Origin of the sequence: Hydrogenophaga sp. PAMC20947, assembly GCF_004795855.1 — a bacterium.
In the GTDB taxonomy this organism is placed as follows: domain Bacteria; phylum Pseudomonadota; class Gammaproteobacteria; order Burkholderiales; family Burkholderiaceae_C; genus Hydrogenophaga.
This window is the reverse complement of sequence record NZ_CP039252.1, coordinates 4,580,967-4,598,677: the sequence shown is the minus strand read 5'-3', so window position 1 is coordinate 4,598,677 and position 17,711 is coordinate 4,580,967. Positions and strand designations below refer to the sequence as shown.

Genomic DNA, 17,711 nt, shown 5'->3' with positions numbered 1-17,711 from the left:
GGATTAAAAGCCCAGGCGCTTCATGGAAGGCAGCGCCAGCAGCCCCTGCCTGGTCGCATGCCAGAAAGGCGCACAGGAAGTGAACGTCCATGAACCCTCGCAGTAGTGGCCCAGATCGAACAGCTGGCCTATTTCAACCGGCTCCTGGCGAAGTCAGATCGGCCCTATTGGCGCCGCAAGGTGCGGCTGAGCAGCATCACCGGCACCAGCCCCACCAGCACCAGCGCCAAAGCGGGCAACGCCGCTTCCCCCAGGCGTTCATCGCGCGCCAGCTGGTAGGTGACCACCGCCAGCGTATCGCTGTTGAACGGTCGCAGCACCAGGGTGGCGGGCAGCTCTTTCATCACATCCACAAACACCAGCAAGGCGCCAGCGGCCACCGAGCGTTTGAGCAAAGGCGCATGGACACGCCAGGCCAGGGCCACACCCGTGGCCCCCAGCATGCGCGCCGAATCGTCCAGGCTCTGGGGCAGCCGCGTGTAACCGCTTTGCACCGATTGCAGGGCCACCGCAGTGAAGCGCACCAGATAGGCCCACACAATGCCCAGTGCGGTCGCAGTCACCCAGTACCCAATGCCACTGTCGGGCCAGGTCGCCTGTGCCCAGCCCACGGGCAACAACAGCCCCACCACAATCACCGCCCCGGGCACGGCATAGCCCAGGCTGGTCAACCGCACTGCGCCGCGCGACAACGCCGAGGGCCAGGCCCGGGCGGCAAAGGCCAGCGCCAGCGCCAGGAGCGTGGCAGCGATGGCAGACACCCCGGCCAGCCGGATGCTGTTGCCCGACCACTGCAGAAACGACTGCCAAGCCAGCTCTTCCCAGCCGCCCAGCAAGGGACGCAACATGAACAACACCGGCAATACAAAACCAAACAGAACCGGCAAGACGCAGACCAGCCAGGCGGTCAAGGCCTGTCCGCGCTGCAGACGCACAGGCTGGGCGTCAGCGCTGCCGGCCCTCTGCCCGCGCAAAGACGCAAAACGCAAGCGCCGCTGGGCGCGGTGCTCCACCCAGAGCAGCAAAGCCACCGTGGCCAACAGCACGGTGGCGAGTTGCGCGGCGGCGATCCGGTTGTCCATGGCCAACCAGGCCTTGTAAATGCCAGCGGTGAAGGTCTGGATGCCGAAATAGCTGGCCACGCCAAAGTCGGCGAGAACTTCCATCAATGCAAGCGCCACCCCGGCGGCCACCGCCGGGCGCGCCAGTGGCAACGCCACCTCGCGGATGCGACGCGACAGGGGCGCCCCCAGCAACCGCGCCGCTTCCATCAGCTGGCTGGCCCGCTCGGCCAGCGCGGTGCGCGCGAGCAGGTACACGTAGGGGTAGAGCGAAAATGTGAACACCCAGACAGCGCCAGTAATGCTCCGCACCTCGGGCAACAGGCGACCTTGCCAGCCAAACGCTTCGCGCAAACCCACCTGCAGCGGCCCGCTGAACTGCAAGAAATCGGTGTAGGCGTAGGCCACCACATAGGCCGGCATCGCCAAGGGCAACAGCAGCGCCCACTCGAGCACCCGTCGACCCGGGAAATCGAACAGCGTGACCGCGCAGGCCGTCGCCATGCCCATCAGCGCCACCCCCACCGCCACACTGAGGCAGAGCCACAGCGACGTGAGCGCGTATTCGGGCAACACCGTCTGCGCCATCTGGACCAGCACATCGCGGGCAGCGGCATCGAATTGCAGCCAGGAAAGGCCCAGCGACAACACGGGCAAAGTCAGCATTGCTGCCAACAACATCAAAGCGGCCAAAGCCATCCAGCGCAACATGGGAAAAGGCGATCCAGTTAGGGCCTAAGAAGCCGCTCAACACAAATGAGAATGGATATTATCTACAATCGTCCCATGTTCATGACGGCCACCCATTTGTCCATTCAATACCCCGGTCAATCCGTGGCTGCGGTGGACGGCGTTTCACTGGGCCTGCGGGCGGGTGATATTGGCGTGCTGATCGGCCCCTCGGGCTGCGGCAAGACCACCCTGTTGCGCGCCGTGGCAGGCTTGGAGCGGGCCAGCGCCGGTAACATCGTGCTCGATGGCGAGACCGTGAGCGATGCAACGCACCACATGCCCGCAGAAAAGCGCCGCATTGGCATGGTGTTCCAGGACTACGCGCTGTTTCCCCACCTCGATGTGGGGCGCAACGTGGGTTTCGGTATCGCCAGCTTGCCCCGTGCCGAGCGAGAGACCCGGGTGGCCGAGGTTTTGGCCCTGGTCGGACTGAGTGGAATGGAGCGTCGCTGGCCTCACGAACTGTCCGGCGGGCAGCAACAGCGGGTGGCTCTGGCCCGCGCCCTGGCCCCCCGCCCTCGCCTGCTCCTGCTCGACGAGCCTTTTTCCAATCTGGACGTGGACCTGCGCGAGCGCCTGGCGCATGAGGTGCGCGCCATCCTGAAAGCCGCAGGGGCCACCGCGCTGTTTGTGACCCACGATCAGCTCGAAGCCTTTGCCATTGGCGACGTGATCGGTGTCATGCACGAAGGTCACCTGCACCAGTGGGACGACGCCTACGCGCTCTACCACCGCCCCGCCACGCGCTTCGTGGCCGAATTCATCGGCCACGGCGTGTTCACCCCTGCCCAAATTCGCCAGCAAGGCGAACACGTGGTGGTGCGCACCCCGCTGGGTGATCTGCTCGATCTCGAAGAGTGCCCCTTGCCCACGGCCTACACGGATGGGTTGTGTGATGTGTTGCTCCGCGCCGACGACATCGTGCACGACGACGCAGCGCCCGTGAAGGCTCAGATCGTGCGCAAGGCTTTCCGTGGCTCGGAGTTCCTCTACACCTTGCGACTGGCATCAGGCGAGACCGTGATGACCCACGTGCCCTCGCACCACAACCACGCCGTGGGTGAGTGGATCGGCATCCGCGCCGAGGTGGAGCACGTGGTCACCTTTGAGCGCAGCACCCCGGCGCACGGGGGCCGACCCGCATCGTCCGCGGTCTGAACGAAGGAAAAAGCACTCCAGTCTGCTCAGCTCAACGCTCGGCGCAGCACCGGAATGCGGGACAGCAGCAAGGCATCCAGCAGCAAAAAGCCCACCAACGCAGCACCCGCCAGCGGAAACGCCAGCGCCACGCCCAGCATCACGGAGGCACCGGTTTTCCAGCGCACAACGTTTTGTGGCGTGCCCGGCGCCACCATTCGCCCGCGGCCAGCCGGCCTGCGTCTCCACCACCCCAAATCCCCCTGGGGCAAGGCGATGCCAACGGCCATGACTTTGGCCACAGTGGAACAGTCTTTGATCACCGCCTCAGCCAGCACCTTGCCGGTGTAGCGGTCCACGTGCACGGTGCGGTCTGAAGTTGGGTCGGTCAAGTCACCGCTCATGGAGTCGGCCGACACGGTGAACACGCCGTCTTCACCTTTGGGAGGCCGTACGTGAAACGGGTCTTTGAACCCCGGCTGGCCTGCCGGCGGCGCCACGCTCGATCTCGCGCCCGCAGGTTGGGCACGAGCACCTGCGACCAGCCACTGCCTTGGCGGGGTCAGAAAAGCCACACACCCGTGACCAACATCACCACGGCCAGGCCGGCCGCTGTTTCAATCAGGCAGTCACCCACATGCAGGTCAGCATAAAAATGCCACCGCTGCGCCATGGCGCAGAAGCGAGAAGAGCCGCAGGTCGCAGGATCGGCTGAATCCACAGAAGGGCTGGACATCCCGTTGAAACGCATGGGTGGGTGAAGGCAAAGACGAAAGAGCAGAGACCCGACGACCCGCCCATGAGGCCGCGCCACCCGGGACAACGCCAGCGTCAGGCCGAAAGCAAGGCGAGTCTGCCGGTTCGCACAGGGATTGAGTTTCGGCGGCTGCGCCCGGCGCTTGTAGCGGAAGCTGCGCCTGCTTTTCGCCGCCGGGGCGGCAGCAACTGCCCCAGGACACGGCAGACCGTTTCGGTCTTGGCATCGATCACCTGCGCAATTTCCCGCAACGTGGGCAAAGCCAATCGGATGGCCTCGGCATGGGGTTGCAGGCCGGGCTGGGCCCTCTCGAATCCGAGCAAGTGAATGAGGTGGGTGATGCGCTGAAGCACACTGCCTGTGCGCAACGCGGCCATGTCTTGCGAACGGCTCTGCTGCTGCAGCAAGGCCTGCTGGAGAAGGCGCTCGCGCGCGGAAGCATCTGCGGCGTCGACCGACTCAAGTCGGCAAGCGGTCAGGGCCGTGGCGTTGAAGCGGTAATGCTGATCACACAGGGCTTCAGCTCCGATCAGGTCGCCGGGCATGGCGATTTGCACTGGCTGGCGCTGCGGCCCCCGATCGCGGTCCAGACGGACCACGCCTTCGGTGATGCGCCAGATCGGCCCGACATCGCCCGCCAAAAAAACAGGTTCCGCACAGGCGCAATCCAGCGTCCGAGGGTGAAAAACGGTATTCATGAAAACTCCTGAAACTGGTGCTTGCATCGCGTGCAGCGAAGCAGCGCGACGGGACAACGGGCCTCCCGGGCAGGGTGGCCAGTGCGTTCAGTTCAGGCGCAAGGCGGGCCGCGGGCGCTCGGAGTGAGCGCCGCATGAGATCGTTGGCTCGCTTCTGTGTGATGAGGCCGGGGCCAGGCCGCCGCCAGGGCCTCTATTGCAGGCACACCGGACACCAAAGGAGCAAAGCGCTCCGCCGTCAACGCGCAATGCCCGCAACGGTCCAGGGCGTGGAGCAAGCCCTCTTTCAATCCCGAATCCAGGTGGGTGTCGCCCCCGCTCAGCTGGGCCCAGCGCATACCCTGCGTCGTGCAGATCTCTACCCAGTCACCGGCCTGACGCGAAGCCGTGAGCGTGCGTGACACCGCCGGCGCCAGGGTCGCGAGCAACATCGCGCCCAGCAGGCAGCGGGCGAGCGAGCGCAGGAGAGAGGGGGACATCCAGCGCATGGGCTGCAGCGATCAGGGCATCAGAAAATCGGGAAGAACCGAAGGCCGATCATTGCTTGTGCTCCATTTCTGGCTTCATCTCGGACTTCATGTCCGATTTCGTTTCCGACTTCATGTCGGGCTTCATCGCATTGGGCGCCTTGCCCTTGCCCAAAGCCGTCACCGACACCGTCAGATCCTGCGTGAAGGTCTTCTTGGCGGCGTCCTCAAAGGTCAGCGTCATGGGGACTGAATCACCGCCTTTGAGTGGGGCCTTCAGGTCCATCAGCATGATGTGAAAACCACCGGGCTTGAGCTCCGTGGCCTTGCCCGCGTTCAGGTCCAGACCGTCGATCTGGCGCATCTTCATGACGTCGTTCTCCATCGACATTTCGTGAATTTCCGCGACACCTGCCGCTGCCGAGCTGACGGACACCAGGCGCACCTTGGCACTGGGGGTCAGGCGCATGAAGGCGCCGGTGGCTTTCTGTGTGGCCACGGTGCCGCGCACCCAGGCGCCCTCGACCTTGACGGTGACGGTTTGCGCCCAAGCGCCGGCGGTGATGGTGAGGATAGAAGCAATCAACAGTTTTTTCATGGGAACTCCAGGGTTAAGAAACAAAAAAAAGCGGCAAAGAAACGGGGGAATTGAACAAGTGAACGGGACAGCCTGTCAGGCCTCGTCCTCGGTCAGCAAGCGCTGAATGTCAGCGGCGTATTCGGCAGCTGTCTGCTCGTGGCGCATGGCCACACGAATCTGCCCTTTGGGATCAAACAGGTAAGTCAGGGCGGTGTGATCCATGGTGTAGGTGCTACCGGTTGGCACCTTCTTGAAGTACACCCGGAAGGCATCGGCAGTGGCCTTGATCTGTGCCAGCGAGCCGGTCATGGCCACAAAAGAGGGATCAAACGCGGCCATGTACTCCAGCAACAGCGCAGGGGTATCACGCTCGGGGTCCACGGTGATGAACAGCAATTGCACCTGGGGCGCCGCTGCCGGGCCCAACAGCTGCAACACCTCTACGGCCCGAGCCAGGGCCGTGGGACACACATCGGGGCACTGTACAAAACCGAAATACAGCATCACCACCTGGCCTCGGTAGTCGGCGAGCGTGCGCGGCGCGCCGTTGAAATCGACCAGCGCGAAATCCCGGGCGTAGTCGGCACCGGTGATGTCGATGCCCTTGAATCCGTCCGATGCAGCGCCGCTGCTCACCAGCGGATCACAAGCCACCAACCAAGGCACCACGCCCAGGGCCACACAGGCCTTAAGGGCGCTGCGGCGCGATGTCCGCCCCAGACGATTCTCAAACAAAAGTGATTTTTGAGGCATGCAACCTCCTGAACAGGGATCAACACTGGCACACCCCATTTAAGAGGCGCACTGCGGCGTGAAGTCAGGAGGTCACAGGAGGCGCGCGCGCCAGCGCGCCGAGCAACGGCTGGTGCGGCGATGCCATGTCGATCCAGCCCGGCATGGCGTGCACAGCGTGCACGGCCACTGCGGCATCCAGCGTTGCGGGAGGCAAGCCTGCCGTTGAGCCATGGAAGCTGCACCAAGGGCAATGCTGCGCCATGTCGGCCATGGGCATGTTTGAATCTGCTGCCTTGTCCGCAGACGCGTCCAGTCCGTCGGCATTTAGCCAGACCATGCCGCTGGCACTGCAGACCTCGATCCACTGGCCCTTGTCGGCGGCCGCGACCCAGGCATGCGCCAGCGTGGGCGCGAGCGCGCTCAACACCATCGCCATCATGGCAAGCCATGCAGCGAATCGGCGGTGAGCACGGTAAAAGTACATCCCGCCAGTTTATCAGCGGCTGGTCAACTGCGCGACCCGCCCCTGCTGCCATCACGCACTACCATCGCTTTTTGAAGATTCGCTCACCCCCTTACAACAGGAGACAACCATGCTCAAGCTCTGTGGCTTTTCGGCCAGCAACTACTACAACAAAGTCAAACTCGCCCTGCTCGAAAAAGGCGTGGCGTTTGAAGAGGAATTGGCTTGGGTGGGGGAGACCGATCCCAGCGCCAGCCCCATCGGCAAGGTGCCTTACTTCAAGACCGACGCAGGCCCGCTGAGCGAATCGACCGTGATGCTGGAGTATGTGGAAGCCCAATACCCCACACCGGCCTTGTTGCCGGCTGATCCGTTTCAAGCGGCCAAAGCGCGCGAACTCGTTCGCTACATCGAGCTCCACCTGGAACTGGTGGCACGCAACCTGTATCCGGAAGCCTTCTTTGGCGGCAAGGTCAGCGATTCGACCAAGGAAAAGGTAGGACAACAACTGGAAAAAAATACCGCCGCCTTTGCCACCCTGACCCGCTTTGCTCCCTACATTGCCGGCGACAGCTTCACCTTGGCCGACTGCGCGGCCACGGTGCACCTGCCACTGGTCTCCGCCGCCACCAAGATCATCTACGGCCGTGATTTTCTGGCCGACCTGCCCTTGCGGGACTACCTGAAGCTGGTGGGTGCGCGTCCGTCGGTCGTGCAGGTCAATGCCGATCGAAAGACCAATACCGAGCTGATGATGCAGCGCGCCAAAGCCAAAGCAACTGAAGCAGCAGCCAAAGGCTGAACCAGCAGCGCCAGCACGAGCGCGGCGCGGCGCTGATGACAAGCCAGACCGACGCTGCAACGCCGCACAAGCAGCGCTCTACAGGGGAATACACGCATGGCCAGTTTCCGCCCCAGCGGCTGGTTTGAAGCCTGCAAGGCGGGCGTGCTGCGCACCAGCCTGCGCCTGCTGCTCAAGCCGGTTTTTAGCCCCCGTTTTTCTATCGCCTTCCAGCGCCGCTGGTTGTCGCTGATCGCCAAAACCACCCTGGTCCCGCACGGCGTGACGGTCGAAGCGGGCGCCGCTGGGGGCGTGCCAGGCGAATGGCTGCGGCGCGCGCATGGCGATGCAGTACAACCGGGCTGCATCTTGTACCTGCACGGGGGCGCCTACTGCCTGGGCTCCCCTGCCACACACCGCTCGCTCACCGCTCGCCTCGCGAAGTTCACCGGCTTGCCTGTGTTCGCACTGGACTACCGGCTCGCTCCCGATCACCCCTTTCCCGCGGCGCTGGATGACACCTTGGCGGCCTTTCGCGCACTGCACCGGGATGGCCCCGTGGTCATTGCAGGCGACTCGGCCGGCGGCGGTCTGGCGTTGGCCACGGCCCTGGCTTTGCGCGACGCCAGCGGACCCCGGCCTGCCGCCCTGCTCCTGCTCTCTCCCTGGAGCGACGTGGTGATGCCCGATCCCCCGCCCCTGCCCGTGCGGGGCGAAGCGATACTGAGCCCGGCCTGGGCCCAGGCTTGCGCTGGTTTCTACCTGAATGGAGGCGACCCCAGACAGACGCTCACCTCTCCTTTGCATGCCCATCTGCGCGACCTACCGCCCACCTTGATCCAGGCGGGCACAGATGAAATGCTGCACGGACAGGCCCTGGACCTGCATGCGGCTCTGGAAATCGCTGGCGTGCCAAGCACCCTGGACATCACCGAGCACCGCTGGCACGTATTTCAACTCCATGGTGGGGTACTGGACAGCGCCGATGCCGCCATCCATCGACTGACCCGATTTGCGCTGCAGACAGTTCAGAACGCACAAGCGCCCCGGTACAGCGAACACGACGTGGTCATCATGGGCGCGGGCATGTCGGGTATCTGCATGGCGATCCAGCTGCAGCGCACCGGTCAACACAACTTTGTGATCCTGGAAAAGCAGCCCGGACTGGGCGGCACCTGGTGGGACAACATCTATCCGGGCGCCCATGTGGATGTGCCCGCGCCGGTGTATTCGTTTTCATTTGCGCCCAACCCGAACTGGACACGCCGCTTCGCCAGTGCGCCTGAAATCCAGGCTTACCAGCAGTCCCTGGCCGAGCGCCACGGCTTGCTCGCCCACTTGCGGCTGAACACCCGGCTCACCGAAGCCCGTTTTGACGAAACCAGCGGCCATTGGCATTTCCAGACCGAAAGTGGCGACACCCTGCGTTCGCGTTTTTTCATCTGCAGCACCGGGCCGCTCAGCCAGCCGCGCTGGCCCGACATCCCTGGTCTGGACGACTTCCAGGGGCAGCGCCTGCATTCCGCGCGCTGGGATGCCGGAGTGGCCCTTGCCGGGCGGCGCGTGGCTGTCATCGGCACCGGCTCCACCGCCTCGCAACTGATCCCGCCGATCTCGAAAACTGCTGGCCAGCTGATGGTTTTCCAGCGCACAGCCAACTGGGTCATGCCGCGTCTGGACCGTCGCTACAACGCCCTCGACCGCACCCTTGCGCACTGCCCCCCTTATGCAGCGGCTGTGCGCTGGACCTGGACGCAAGTGCTGGAGTGGGGACGCCGGGGCTTTGACGAAGGCACATTGGCGCGCAAGGGCATGCTCAAGACGGCGTCGGCCCACCAACGGCGCCAGATCAGCGATCCGGATTTGCGGGACCAACTCACGCCAGACTATCCCCTGGGCTGCAAACGCATCATCTACTCGAACGATTTTTACCCGGCTCTGGGTCGGCCCCATGTGGAGCTGATCACCGCCGCTATCGAGCGCATCACACCCGACGGCATCCTCACCACCGACGGGCAAAAGCACCCAGTGGATGTGCTGGTCTGTGCCACCGGATTTGACGCCGTGCACCTGCTCTCAGGCGTGAAGGTCACGGGGCTGGGTGGCCAGACGCTGCAGCAGGCCTGGCACTCCGGCCCCAGCGCTTACCACGGCGTGAGCGTGGCTGGCTTCCCCAACCTGTTCCTCATGCTGGGTCCCAACACAGCCACCGGCCACACCTCCACCCTCCTGTACATCGAGCCGGAGGTGCAACACGCCATCGCCTGCATGCAGGCGGTGCGAAGTGGCAACCACCGCTGGATCGCTGTCAAACCCGAAATTCAGTTGGCCCACAATGCAGCGCTGCAAGCCCGGCTGGGCGACTCGGTCTGGGCACAATGCCGCAGCTGGTACCGCATGGAGGGCGGCCGCATCGTGGCCCTGTTCCCCGGTTTCACCGCCGAATACGTGAGCGCAGTGCGCCACCCCAACCTGACCGACTACACGTTGACCTGAGTCAAAAGACGGCTGGCAGGCCCGGTTTTTCCGTCGGCTTTCGACGTACATTGAAAGCGGCTCTTCGCCCAAGGCGAGGCAGCGTTTGATCACGGACCAAGGCACCGCATGGAATACAAAGACTATTACAAGATCATGGGCGTGGAGCGCAGCGCTTCACAAGACGAGATCAAGCGTGCACACCGCAAACTGGCACGCAAATACCACCCGGATGTGAGCAAAGAAGCGAATGCCGAAGAGCGCTTCAAGGAAGTGGGCGAAGCCTACGACGTGCTCAAGGATACGGAGAAGCGCGCCGCCTACGACCGGCTGGGCGCCAACTGGAAAAGTGGCCAGGACTTCCAGCCGCCACCCGACTGGAATGCCGGCTTCGAGACCGGCGGCAGCGGGTTTGATGGCCGGGGGGCGGACGACCACAGCGACTTCTTCGAATCCCTGTTTCGCCAGGCCCGCGCCAGCCAGGGCGGCGGCGGCGGTGGAGGTTCACCCCGGGGTCACAGCTTCAATGCCAAGGGGCAGGACAGCCACGCGCAGATCCAGATCAGCCTGGAAGAGGCCTACCACGGTGGGTCCCGCAAGGTCACGCTGCAAATGCCTTCGATGGACGCACAAGGCCATGTGGTCATGCGCGAGCACCCCATCGAATTCACCATTCCGCCCGGTGTTCGAGCCGGCCAACGCATCCGTCTCGCCGGTCAGGGCGGTCCGGGCATGGGTCAGGGTGAGGCCGGCGACCTGTACCTGGAAGTCGCTTTTCTGCCCCACAAACACTACCGCGTAGACAAACACGATGTCTACCTGGATCTGCCTGTGGCCCCTTGGGAGGCCGCACTGGGCGCCACCATCGAGGTGCCCACCCCAAGCGGCCCGGTTGCGCTCACCGTGCCTGCGGGCTCTGGCGAAGGACGCAAACTTCGCCTCAAGGGACGCGGGATTCCCGCTAAAACGCCGGGAGATTTTTACTTTGTGCTGAAAATTGCCTTGCCGCCGGCCAACACCGATGCAGCCAAAGCCATGTACGACAACATGGCCAAGGAATTTCCCTCGTTCAACCCAAGATCGCAACTGGGAGCCACGTCATGAACACACCCCTGCAAACCAATGCATCCGACCTCGCGCCCCAGGACGACTCGCTCACACTGGAAGACCTCTGTCGCACCTGCTCGGTGCAGAGTGCGTTCATTCTGGAAATGCTCGAAGAAGGGGTGATCGAACCCGCGCAAGGCCAAGCTCCGGAAAGCTGGCGTTTCACCGCTGTCCAGGTTCATCACGTGTCGGTGGCCTGGCGCCTGCATCGGGACCTCGGCGTCAACCTGCCCGGTGCAGCCGTGGCACTCCAATTGCTGGATGAGGTCGAGACGCTGCGCGCCCAGCTGGTGACCCAGCCGCACGCGGCCAAGGATGTGGGCTGAGCTGAATGGGTGCGCAACCGATGGCCACCGGGTTTCAAGCCCGAAGCATGTCCCCGACCGTGGCGCGCACGTCTTGCGCCCAGCGTCGCCGATCCCGCCCCAGCGCCCGCTGCGGGGATCCAAAGTGCACCACCGCCTGCACATCGGTGGCCCGCAGCGTGGCCCACATGGAGGCCACCAGCGACGTATCACCAATATAGGTCGGGGCATCATGGCGCGACGGCGTGCCAGCGTGGACATAGCACAGCGCCACAGGCAGCACCGGCGCCTGAGCCGCGATCGCCGCCTGGAACAGGTTGGCGTGGAACGGCAGCAGCGAAGCCCCATCGCCGGTGGTCCCTTCCGGAAAAATGGCGATCAAATCGTTGGCCTGCAAGCGCTCTGCGACATGGTGCACCACACGCATGGCATCGCGCCGGTTTTCGCGCTCGATGTACAAAGTACCCGCACCCGTGATCAGGCTGCCCAGCAGCGGCCAGCGCTTGACATCCGACTTGGAGACAAAGCGCGCCGGTTGCACCGCATTCATCACCAGGATATCCAGCCACGACACGTGATTGGCCACGACCAACGCGGGCCCTTGGGCGGGCACGTCGCCGTGCACGATGAGCTTCACACCCAGGATACGCACCACTTCGCGCGACCACACGTGCACGCGTGCCGTACGCTCCTCAGCAGTCAGTTTGGCAAAGCGTGTGCGGATGGTCCACAAACCCTTCAAGACATGCAGCGTCGCCAGCACCATGCGCCACACAACCGCCAAAGCAGGTCGCTGGGTGTTCATGCAGCCGCAGCGTGGGCATCAAATGCCACATACCCACCCACCAGCGTCGCACGCACTGCAACGGGCAGCTCGTGCCCACCAAATGGCGTGTGTTTACCCTGGCTGCGCAGGGCCGTGGGCTCAATGCGCCAGCTTCGGTCCGCATCGAAAATGCACAGATCGGCCTGACCACCCACGCTCAGCTGGCCCACGCTGTGCTGCAGGGTCCCCAGGCTGTTGCCGAGAACGGCTTGCGGCCCGCTGGTGAGCACGGCGAGGGCTCGCATCAAGCCCAGGCCGTCCTGCCGCGCCCACTTGGCTGAGAGACCCAGCAACAACTCAACCGCCGTCGCGCCAGGCTCGGCCTCTGCAAACGGCAGCAGCTTGGCATCGGCCGATACCGGGTTGTGGTCCGACACCAGCGCATCGATGCTGCCGTCAGCCAGCCCCTGGCGCAAGGCATCGCGATCATGCTGCTGGCGCACTGGCGGTTGCAGGCGCAAGCGGCTGTCGTAATAGCCAATGTCTACATCGGTCAGGTGCAGGTTGTGCACGCTCACGTCACAAGTCACCGGCAGCCCATCGGCCTTGGCCTGGCGCACCAGCTCCAGACCGGCCGCACTGCTGATGCGGCACAGGTGAACGCGAGCGCCTTTGCCATCGTTGGCTTTGCCTTTGCCCTGAGCCGCGCGCATCACCTCAAACAAAGTGTGCAAGGCAATCGTCTCGGCCAGTACGGGGATGCCCGAGAGGCCCATGCGGGTGGCCAGCGGACCGCTGGCAGCCACGCCTTTGCCCATGTAAAAATCCTGCGGCCGCAGCCACACGGTGTAGCCAAACGTGGCCGCGTACTGCAAGGCGCGCTGCAACACCTGGGTGTTCACAATCGGCACTTCGGCCTGGCCAAAGCCGATGCAGCCCGACTCCGTGAGCTCGGCCATTTCGGTCAGCACTTCGCCCTGCAAGCCCCGGGTCAGGGCGCCCAGCGGAAACACCCGCGACTGGTGCAGCTTTTCGGTGCGGAATTTCAGCATGTCCACCAAGCCGGGCTCGTCCAGCACCGGGTCGGTATCGGGTGGACACACCAGCGAGGTCACACCGCCCGCCACCGCCGCGCCCATTTCGCTCTCGAGCATGCCCGCGTGTTCCTGGCCCGGTTCGCGCAAACGCACCGCCAGATCCACCAGGCCCGGGGCCACCACACAACCGGCGGCATCGATGGTGCGGTTGGGCTGGAAGTCGGCCGCGATCTGGCCCATGGCGATGATGCGGCCGGCGGCTATGGCCACATCGGCCAGCTCGTCGCGCCCAGTGGCCGGGTCCATCACACGGCCATTTTGAATCAGGATTTTCATGAAAGCTCTCTTTGCAAAAGCGGTTGGTCACCGCGGCGCAGTGTGGGGGCCACCGGGTCAGCCGCCGGGCCGCCCCACGGCAGGCCCAGCCCCCCTGGGAGGCAGCGACCCGCGCAGCGGTGGAGCTTGGGGACCATGCTCATGCTTCGTTGCCGGCCACGATGCCCATGACAGCCATGCGCACGGCGATGCCAAAAGTCACCTGGGGCAAGATCACACTCTGGGCACCATCCACCACCGCCGAATCGATCTCAACGCCGCGGTTGATCGGCCCGGGGTGCATCACGATGGCGTCGGGCTTGGCCCAGCGCAGGCGCTCGGCCGTGAGGCCAAAGCTCTTGAAATATTCCTGGCTGGAGGGCAGCAGCGCACCACTCATGCGCTCATTCTGAAGGCGCAGCGTGATCACCACATCACAGTCCCGGATGCCTTCCTCCAGCGTGTGGCACACGCGCACACCCATGTGGGTCATGTCGCTGGGCACCAGGGTGCGCGGGCCGACCACCCGCACATCGGGCACACCCAAAGTGGTCAGGGCATGGATGTCGGATCGCGCCACACGCGAGTGCAGCACGTCACCCACAATGGCCACCGACAGGTTGGTGAAGTCCTTCTTGTAGTGCCGTATGGTGTACATGTCCAGCAGCCCCTGGGTCGGGTGCGCATGGCGCCCGTCACCGGCATTGACCACGTGCACATGGGGCGCCACATGCTGCGAAATCAGGTAGGGCGCGCCCGACTCGCTGTGGCGCACCACAAAAATATCGGCCGCCATCGCGCTGAGGTTCGCGATGGTGTCGATCAGCGATTCGCCCTTGGCGGTTGAGCTTCGGGCGATGTCCAGGTTGATCACATCGGCGCTCAGGCGCGTGGCGGCGATCTCAAAGGTGGTGCGTGTGCGCGTGCTGTTCTCAAAAAACAGGTTGAACACGCTTTTGCCTCGCAGCAGCGGCACCTTTTTCACTTCGCGGTCGTTGACACTCACAAAGTTGCCGGCGGTGTCGAGGATTTGCGTGAGAATGTCGCGCGACAGACCCTCGGTGGAGAGCAGATGAATCAGCTCGCCGTTCTTGTTGAGCTGGGGGTTCTTGCGGTGCTGCATGGTGTTCAGGCCCCTGTTCGGATCTTGTTTTCCAGCACAAAGCTCAGAAGCCCGCTGGCCTCATCCCGGGCCAGTTCCAGCAATTGGTCGTCGGGCAAGGTGACCGTGGTGGCGGAAGCATTGGCCTGGACGGGCAGTTCGCGCCCACTGCGGTCCACCATCACCGCCAGCTGCACCGTGGCCGGACGGCCATAGTCGTAGAGCTCGTTGAGCACGGCACGGATGGTGCGCCCGGTATAGAGCACATCGTCCACCAGAATCACGTGGGCCCCATTGACGTCAAAGGGCAAAGCGGTCTGCGCGCTCATGGCCAATCCGCGCTGGGCAAAGTCGTCGCGGTGCATGCTGGACGAAATCACCCCCGCCGCGCCCGGCAACCCCAGATCGCGCTGCAGCCGTTCCGCCAGCCAGGCCCCCCCCGATGTGATGCCAGCGAGATAGGCCGGCTGTGGCGTGGCTGCCAGGAGCCGTTGTACGCCGTCCCGCAGGTCGGTGTACAACGCCTCGGCGTCAAGCGGGATCGATGAAGTCAAGACAAGCTCCTCAAAAATTGCTCCAGGATGATGCAGGCCGACGCGGCGTCGGCATCTTTGGCCCCCTGGGCAAGGGCCTCGGTGGTGCTGTAACGCTCGTCCACCTCATAAACAGGCAGTCCAAACCGCCCGCGCAGCTGCCGGGCAAACTTCAAGGCGCGCGCCGTATTTTCATGCGCCGCGCCGTCGGGGTGATATGGCACGCCGACCACCAACGCGTCGGGCTCCCACGTTTTCAAGCGCATCGCGATCTCGGCCAGGCGCGCATCCCCTGCAGCGGCGATGGTGGACTGGGGTGTGGCGCTGCCCGTGAGCCGATTGCCACTGGCCACGCCGGTGCGCTTGAGGCCGTAGTCGAATGCCAGAAAGCGCTGGCACCGTGCAGGTACCTGCACCGCTGCGTTCTGCGATTCGACCGGGCTGGGAGACGGCATGATCAAGCGTGACCTGCGTCAGGCGACAGCATCCAGGGCTGCAAGCCCAGCAAGGCCATGGCACGGTCATAGCGCTCCGCCACAGGCGCGTCAAAAATCAGCTTGGGATCGGCCTCCACCGTGAGCCAGCTGTTTTCCGTGATTTCAGACTCCAGCTGCCCCTCACCCCAGGAGGCATAGCCCAGCGTCACAAACACCTTGCGGGGGCCGGCCCCGGCAGCCATGGCTTCCAGCACGTCCTTGGAGGTCGTCATTTCAAGGCCCCCAAGGATGCTGAGGGTCGAGGCATAAACCGACTCACCATCGCCGCAGTCAATGGCTTCGTGCAGTACAAAACCCCGCTCGGTCTGGACTGGGCCACCCTGGAACACCGGCACATTCAGAAGGTCGTCGCGCCCCATGAGCAGATCGACTTTTTCAAACAGCCGGGGCAACAGGATGTCGCTGGGCTTGTTGATCACCAGGCCCAGCGCGCCACGCTCGCTGTGTTCACACATGAAAACCACACTGCGGCTGAAAAGCTCATCACTGAGGCTGGGCATTGCAATCAAAAAATGATTGGTCAGATTGATGGAGTCAGAATCAGGAGGCATGAGCAGATTTTAAGCGGCCCACCCTGGTCGCGCCGATGAACACCTCTGAGCACTCCAAGCCGCCCCCAGCCATGAACAGTTATGACAAAGGTCTGATGTGGTTCCGACGCGATTTGCGAACGGAAGACAACGCCGCTCTGTACCACGCACTCAAGGCCTGCCGACAGGTGTGGTGTGTGTTTGTGTTCGACACCGACATTCTCGATGGCCTGCTGGAACGCGGGCTGCAGGCTGACCGCCGGGTGGAGTTCATACACCGATCGCTGGCCGAGCTCGATACCCGCCTGCAGGCGCTGGGCCGGGCCGAAGGCGCAAAAGGCGTGGGCCTGATCGTTCGCCACGCACGTGCTCAGGACGCCATTCCTGAATTGGCGCAGGCGCTGCAAGTTCAGGCGGTGTTTGCCAATCACGACGATGAGCCGGCAAGCCATGCCCGGGATGCCCATGTGCTGGGCGCCCTGGCCCACCAGGGCATCATGTTCCATGGCTACAAGGACCATGTGGTGTTTGAGCGCCGCGAGGTACTCACCCAGGCCGGTCATGCGTTCGGGGTTTTCACACCCTACAAAAACGCCTGGCTCAAAAATCTGGAGCCGTTTCACCTGAAATCCTATCCGGTCGCGCGCTACGCGGAATCACTCGCTCCGGTGCGGGCGCCCTGGAACGCTCCGGCGCCCAGTTTGAGCGCCATGGGCTTTGAAACCACCAATCTGTCCCAACTCAAGGTCCCCACCGGGGCTCAGGGTGCCCACCAGCTGTTCGAAGATTTTGCGGAACGCATCGACCGGTACCACGCCAGCCGCGACTTCCCTGCGGTCAAGGGCCCCAGCTACCTCAGCGTGCACCTGCGCTTTGGCACCATCTCCATCCGCCAGGTTGCTTCAGTTGCCTACGCCATGCATGTGCAGGGCATGCAAGGTGCCAGCACCTGGCTGTCCGAGCTGATCTGGCGCGACTTCTACCACCAGGTCCTCGCCAACTACCCGCACGTGGTCGGACAGGCTTTTAAGCCCGAATACGACCAGATCAAGTTTGAACACGGCAAACACGCCAAGTCTTTGTTTGCCGCCTGGTGCGAAGGCCGCACCGGCTACCCGCTGGTGGACGCCGCCATGGCGCAGATCAACCAGACCGGCTACATGCACAACCGCCTGCGCATGGTGGTGGCCAGTTTTCTGGTGAAAGACCTGGGGATTGACTGGCGCTGGGGCGAACAGTACTTCGCAGACCACCTGATCGACTTTGATCTGGCGGCCAACAATGGCGGTTGGCAATGGGCCAGTTCCAGCGGGTGCGATGCACAGCCCTATTTCCGCATTTTCAACCCGGTCACCCAGAGCGAACGCTTTGACCCGTCAGGCAAATTCATCCGGCGCTACTTGCCTCAACTCGCCAATATGCCCGATGTAGCCATTCATGCCCCCTGGAAAGCTCGGGAACTGGATCTCGCCGAAGGGGGGCTGACCCTTGGCCAAAACTACCCCCGCCCCATCGTCGACCATGCCGAGGCACGGGAGCGCACCTTGCTCCGCTATGCCGTGGTCAAAAAGCCGACCAGCCAAGCCGCCACTCGAAAAGCGGCGACCTAGGAACCTGCGCGGCAGAAGGAGCA

The 17,711-nt window shown here is 63.8% G+C and carries 20 protein-coding genes; 6 read left to right on the top strand and 14 right to left on the bottom strand.

Features of this window, described 5'->3' with window-relative positions; genetic code table 11:
• Nucleotides 1-164 precede the first annotated feature (164 nt).
• Nucleotides 165-1,772 carry an iron ABC transporter permease gene (locus E5678_RS20960; RefSeq protein ID WP_136180324.1) on the bottom strand — a complete coding sequence of 536 codons (1,608 nt, stop codon included), beginning with the start codon at nucleotides 1,770-1,772 and terminating at the stop codon, nucleotides 165-167.
• Between the two features lie 75 nt (nucleotides 1,773-1,847).
• On the opposite strand from E5678_RS20960, the gene E5678_RS20955 reads away from it, so the two are divergent.
• Nucleotides 1,848-2,951, top strand: coding sequence for an ABC transporter ATP-binding protein (locus E5678_RS20955; protein ID WP_136180323.1), 1,104 nt, complete (start codon nucleotides 1,848-1,850; stop codon nucleotides 2,949-2,951).
• Between the two features lie 26 nt (nucleotides 2,952-2,977).
• Here the strand turns inward: E5678_RS20955 and E5678_RS20950 are convergent, their stop codons facing one another.
• From E5678_RS20950 to E5678_RS20925, 7 genes are all read right to left on the bottom strand, one after another.
• Nucleotides 2,978-3,505: a hypothetical protein gene (locus tag E5678_RS20950; protein WP_136180322.1), complete on the bottom strand. Its 528-nt coding sequence runs from the start codon at nucleotides 3,503-3,505 to the stop codon at nucleotides 2,978-2,980.
• The gene (locus tag E5678_RS22385; RefSeq protein WP_168708627.1) at nucleotides 3,493-3,666 is read right to left on the bottom strand and encodes a hypothetical protein; all 174 of its coding nucleotides are present in this window, start codon (nucleotides 3,664-3,666) and stop codon (nucleotides 3,493-3,495) included. The genes E5678_RS20950 and E5678_RS22385 overlap by 13 nt, the downstream gene beginning before the upstream one ends.
• Nucleotides 3,667-3,761: 95 nt before the next feature.
• Nucleotides 3,762-4,385 (bottom strand): cyclic nucleotide-binding domain-containing protein, encoded by a 624-nt coding sequence (locus E5678_RS20945; protein WP_136180321.1) that lies wholly within the window; start codon nucleotides 4,383-4,385, stop codon nucleotides 3,762-3,764.
• A gap of 92 nt (nucleotides 4,386-4,477) precedes the next feature.
• On the bottom strand, nucleotides 4,478-4,864 hold the full coding sequence (locus tag E5678_RS20940; protein ID WP_168708626.1) for a DUF2946 family protein: 387 nt from the start codon (nucleotides 4,862-4,864) through the stop codon (nucleotides 4,478-4,480).
• Nucleotides 4,865-4,922: 58 nt separating this feature from the next.
• Complete coding sequence (locus E5678_RS20935) at nucleotides 4,923-5,450, bottom strand: copper chaperone PCu(A)C (protein WP_136180319.1); 528 nt, start codon at nucleotides 5,448-5,450, stop codon at nucleotides 4,923-4,925.
• A gap of 75 nt (nucleotides 5,451-5,525) precedes the next feature.
• Complete coding sequence (locus tag E5678_RS20930; RefSeq protein WP_136180318.1) at nucleotides 5,526-6,185, bottom strand: SCO family protein; 660 nt, start codon at nucleotides 6,183-6,185, stop codon at nucleotides 5,526-5,528.
• A 64-nt stretch (nucleotides 6,186-6,249) separates the two neighbouring features.
• Complete coding sequence (locus E5678_RS20925) at nucleotides 6,250-6,651, bottom strand: DUF2946 family protein (protein WP_136180317.1); 402 nt, start codon at nucleotides 6,649-6,651, stop codon at nucleotides 6,250-6,252.
• 109 nt (nucleotides 6,652-6,760) lie between these two features.
• Here E5678_RS20925 and E5678_RS20920 point away from each other — a divergent pair, with 109 nt between their 5' ends.
• The 4 genes from E5678_RS20920 to E5678_RS20905 all read left to right on the top strand — a co-directional run bounded on the left by E5678_RS20920 (nucleotide 6,761) and on the right by E5678_RS20905 (nucleotide 11,319).
• Nucleotides 6,761-7,432 carry a glutathione S-transferase gene (locus tag E5678_RS20920; protein WP_136180316.1) on the top strand — a complete coding sequence of 224 codons (672 nt, stop codon included), beginning with the start codon at nucleotides 6,761-6,763 and terminating at the stop codon, nucleotides 7,430-7,432.
• A gap of 96 nt (nucleotides 7,433-7,528) precedes the next feature.
• Nucleotides 7,529-9,907, top strand: coding sequence for an alpha/beta hydrolase fold domain-containing protein (locus E5678_RS20915; RefSeq protein WP_136180315.1), 2,379 nt, complete (start codon nucleotides 7,529-7,531; stop codon nucleotides 9,905-9,907).
• Between the two features lie 108 nt (nucleotides 9,908-10,015).
• Nucleotides 10,016-10,990, top strand: a complete 975-nt coding sequence (locus tag E5678_RS20910; RefSeq protein WP_136180314.1) for a DnaJ C-terminal domain-containing protein — start codon at nucleotides 10,016-10,018, stop codon at nucleotides 10,988-10,990.
• Nucleotides 10,987-11,319 carry a chaperone modulator CbpM gene (locus E5678_RS20905; protein ID WP_136180313.1) on the top strand — a complete coding sequence of 111 codons (333 nt, stop codon included), beginning with the start codon at nucleotides 10,987-10,989 and terminating at the stop codon, nucleotides 11,317-11,319. The genes E5678_RS20910 and E5678_RS20905 overlap by 4 nt, the downstream gene beginning before the upstream one ends.
• Before the next feature lie 34 nt (nucleotides 11,320-11,353).
• On the opposite strand, the gene E5678_RS20900 is transcribed toward E5678_RS20905, so the two are convergent.
• The 6 genes from E5678_RS20900 to E5678_RS20875 form a co-directional block, all read right to left on the bottom strand.
• The gene (locus tag E5678_RS20900; RefSeq protein ID WP_136180312.1) at nucleotides 11,354-12,103 is read right to left on the bottom strand and encodes a lysophospholipid acyltransferase family protein; all 750 of its coding nucleotides are present in this window, start codon (nucleotides 12,101-12,103) and stop codon (nucleotides 11,354-11,356) included.
• Nucleotides 12,100-13,437, bottom strand: coding sequence for a dihydroorotase (locus E5678_RS20895; protein ID WP_136180311.1), 1,338 nt, complete (start codon nucleotides 13,435-13,437; stop codon nucleotides 12,100-12,102). Before E5678_RS20895 ends, E5678_RS20900 begins: the two co-directional genes overlap by 4 nt.
• 139 nt (nucleotides 13,438-13,576) lie before the next feature.
• The gene (locus E5678_RS20890) at nucleotides 13,577-14,539 is read right to left on the bottom strand and encodes an aspartate carbamoyltransferase catalytic subunit (RefSeq protein ID WP_136180310.1); all 963 of its coding nucleotides are present in this window, start codon (nucleotides 14,537-14,539) and stop codon (nucleotides 13,577-13,579) included.
• 5 nt (nucleotides 14,540-14,544) lie between these two features.
• Nucleotides 14,545-15,072 carry a bifunctional pyr operon transcriptional regulator/uracil phosphoribosyltransferase PyrR gene (gene pyrR / locus E5678_RS20885; RefSeq protein ID WP_210731956.1) on the bottom strand — a complete coding sequence of 176 codons (528 nt, stop codon included), beginning with the start codon at nucleotides 15,070-15,072 and terminating at the stop codon, nucleotides 14,545-14,547.
• Nucleotides 15,069-15,506 (bottom strand): Holliday junction resolvase RuvX, encoded by a 438-nt coding sequence (ruvX, locus tag E5678_RS20880; protein ID WP_136180308.1) that lies wholly within the window; start codon nucleotides 15,504-15,506, stop codon nucleotides 15,069-15,071. The genes pyrR and ruvX overlap by 4 nt, the downstream gene beginning before the upstream one ends.
• A gap of 2 nt (nucleotides 15,507-15,508) precedes the next feature.
• Entirely contained in the window at nucleotides 15,509-16,099 is a 591-nt protein-coding gene (locus E5678_RS20875; RefSeq protein ID WP_136180307.1) for a YqgE/AlgH family protein, read from the bottom strand.
• Between the two features lie 71 nt (nucleotides 16,100-16,170).
• On the opposite strand from E5678_RS20875, the gene E5678_RS20870 reads away from it, so the two are divergent.
• Nucleotides 16,171-17,688, top strand: a complete 1,518-nt coding sequence (locus E5678_RS20870) for a deoxyribodipyrimidine photo-lyase (RefSeq protein ID WP_136180306.1) — start codon at nucleotides 16,171-16,173, stop codon at nucleotides 17,686-17,688.
• Nucleotides 17,689-17,711 lie beyond the last annotated feature (23 nt).

Coding starts and splice junctions, on each gene's coding strand:
- E5678_RS20960 (WP_136180324.1), bottom strand. CDS start 1,772: ATGTTGCGCTGGATGGCTTTGGCCGCTTTGATGTTGTTGGCAGCAATG.
- E5678_RS20955 (WP_136180323.1), top strand. CDS start 1,848: ATGTTCATGACGGCCACCCATTTGTCCATTCAATACCCCGGTCAATCC.
- E5678_RS22385 (WP_168708627.1), bottom strand. CDS start 3,666: ATGTCCAGCCCTTCTGTGGATTCAGCCGATCCTGCGACCTGCGGCTCT.
- E5678_RS20945 (WP_136180321.1), bottom strand. CDS start 4,385: ATGAATACCGTTTTTCACCCTCGGACGCTGGATTGCGCCTGTGCGGAA.
- E5678_RS20940 (WP_168708626.1), bottom strand. CDS start 4,864: ATGTCCCCCTCTCTCCTGCGCTCGCTCGCCCGCTGCCTGCTGGGCGCG.
- E5678_RS20935 (WP_136180319.1), bottom strand. CDS start 5,450: ATGAAAAAACTGTTGATTGCTTCTATCCTCACCATCACCGCCGGCGCT.
- E5678_RS20930 (WP_136180318.1), bottom strand. CDS start 6,185: ATGCCTCAAAAATCACTTTTGTTTGAGAATCGTCTGGGGCGGACATCG.
- E5678_RS20925 (WP_136180317.1), bottom strand. CDS start 6,651: ATGTACTTTTACCGTGCTCACCGCCGATTCGCTGCATGGCTTGCCATG.
- E5678_RS20920 (WP_136180316.1), top strand. CDS start 6,761: ATGCTCAAGCTCTGTGGCTTTTCGGCCAGCAACTACTACAACAAAGTC.
- E5678_RS20915 (WP_136180315.1), top strand. CDS start 7,529: ATGGCCAGTTTCCGCCCCAGCGGCTGGTTTGAAGCCTGCAAGGCGGGC.
- E5678_RS20910 (WP_136180314.1), top strand. CDS start 10,016: ATGGAATACAAAGACTATTACAAGATCATGGGCGTGGAGCGCAGCGCT.
- E5678_RS20905 (WP_136180313.1), top strand. CDS start 10,987: ATGAACACACCCCTGCAAACCAATGCATCCGACCTCGCGCCCCAGGAC.
- E5678_RS20900 (WP_136180312.1), bottom strand. CDS start 12,103: ATGAACACCCAGCGACCTGCTTTGGCGGTTGTGTGGCGCATGGTGCTG.
- E5678_RS20895 (WP_136180311.1), bottom strand. CDS start 13,437: ATGAAAATCCTGATTCAAAATGGCCGTGTGATGGACCCGGCCACTGGG.
- E5678_RS20890 (WP_136180310.1), bottom strand. CDS start 14,539: ATGCAGCACCGCAAGAACCCCCAGCTCAACAAGAACGGCGAGCTGATT.
- ruvX (WP_136180308.1), bottom strand. CDS start 15,506: ATGCCGTCTCCCAGCCCGGTCGAATCGCAGAACGCAGCGGTGCAGGTA.
- E5678_RS20875 (WP_136180307.1), bottom strand. CDS start 16,099: ATGCCTCCTGATTCTGACTCCATCAATCTGACCAATCATTTTTTGATT.
- E5678_RS20870 (WP_136180306.1), top strand. CDS start 16,171: ATGAACAGTTATGACAAAGGTCTGATGTGGTTCCGACGCGATTTGCGA.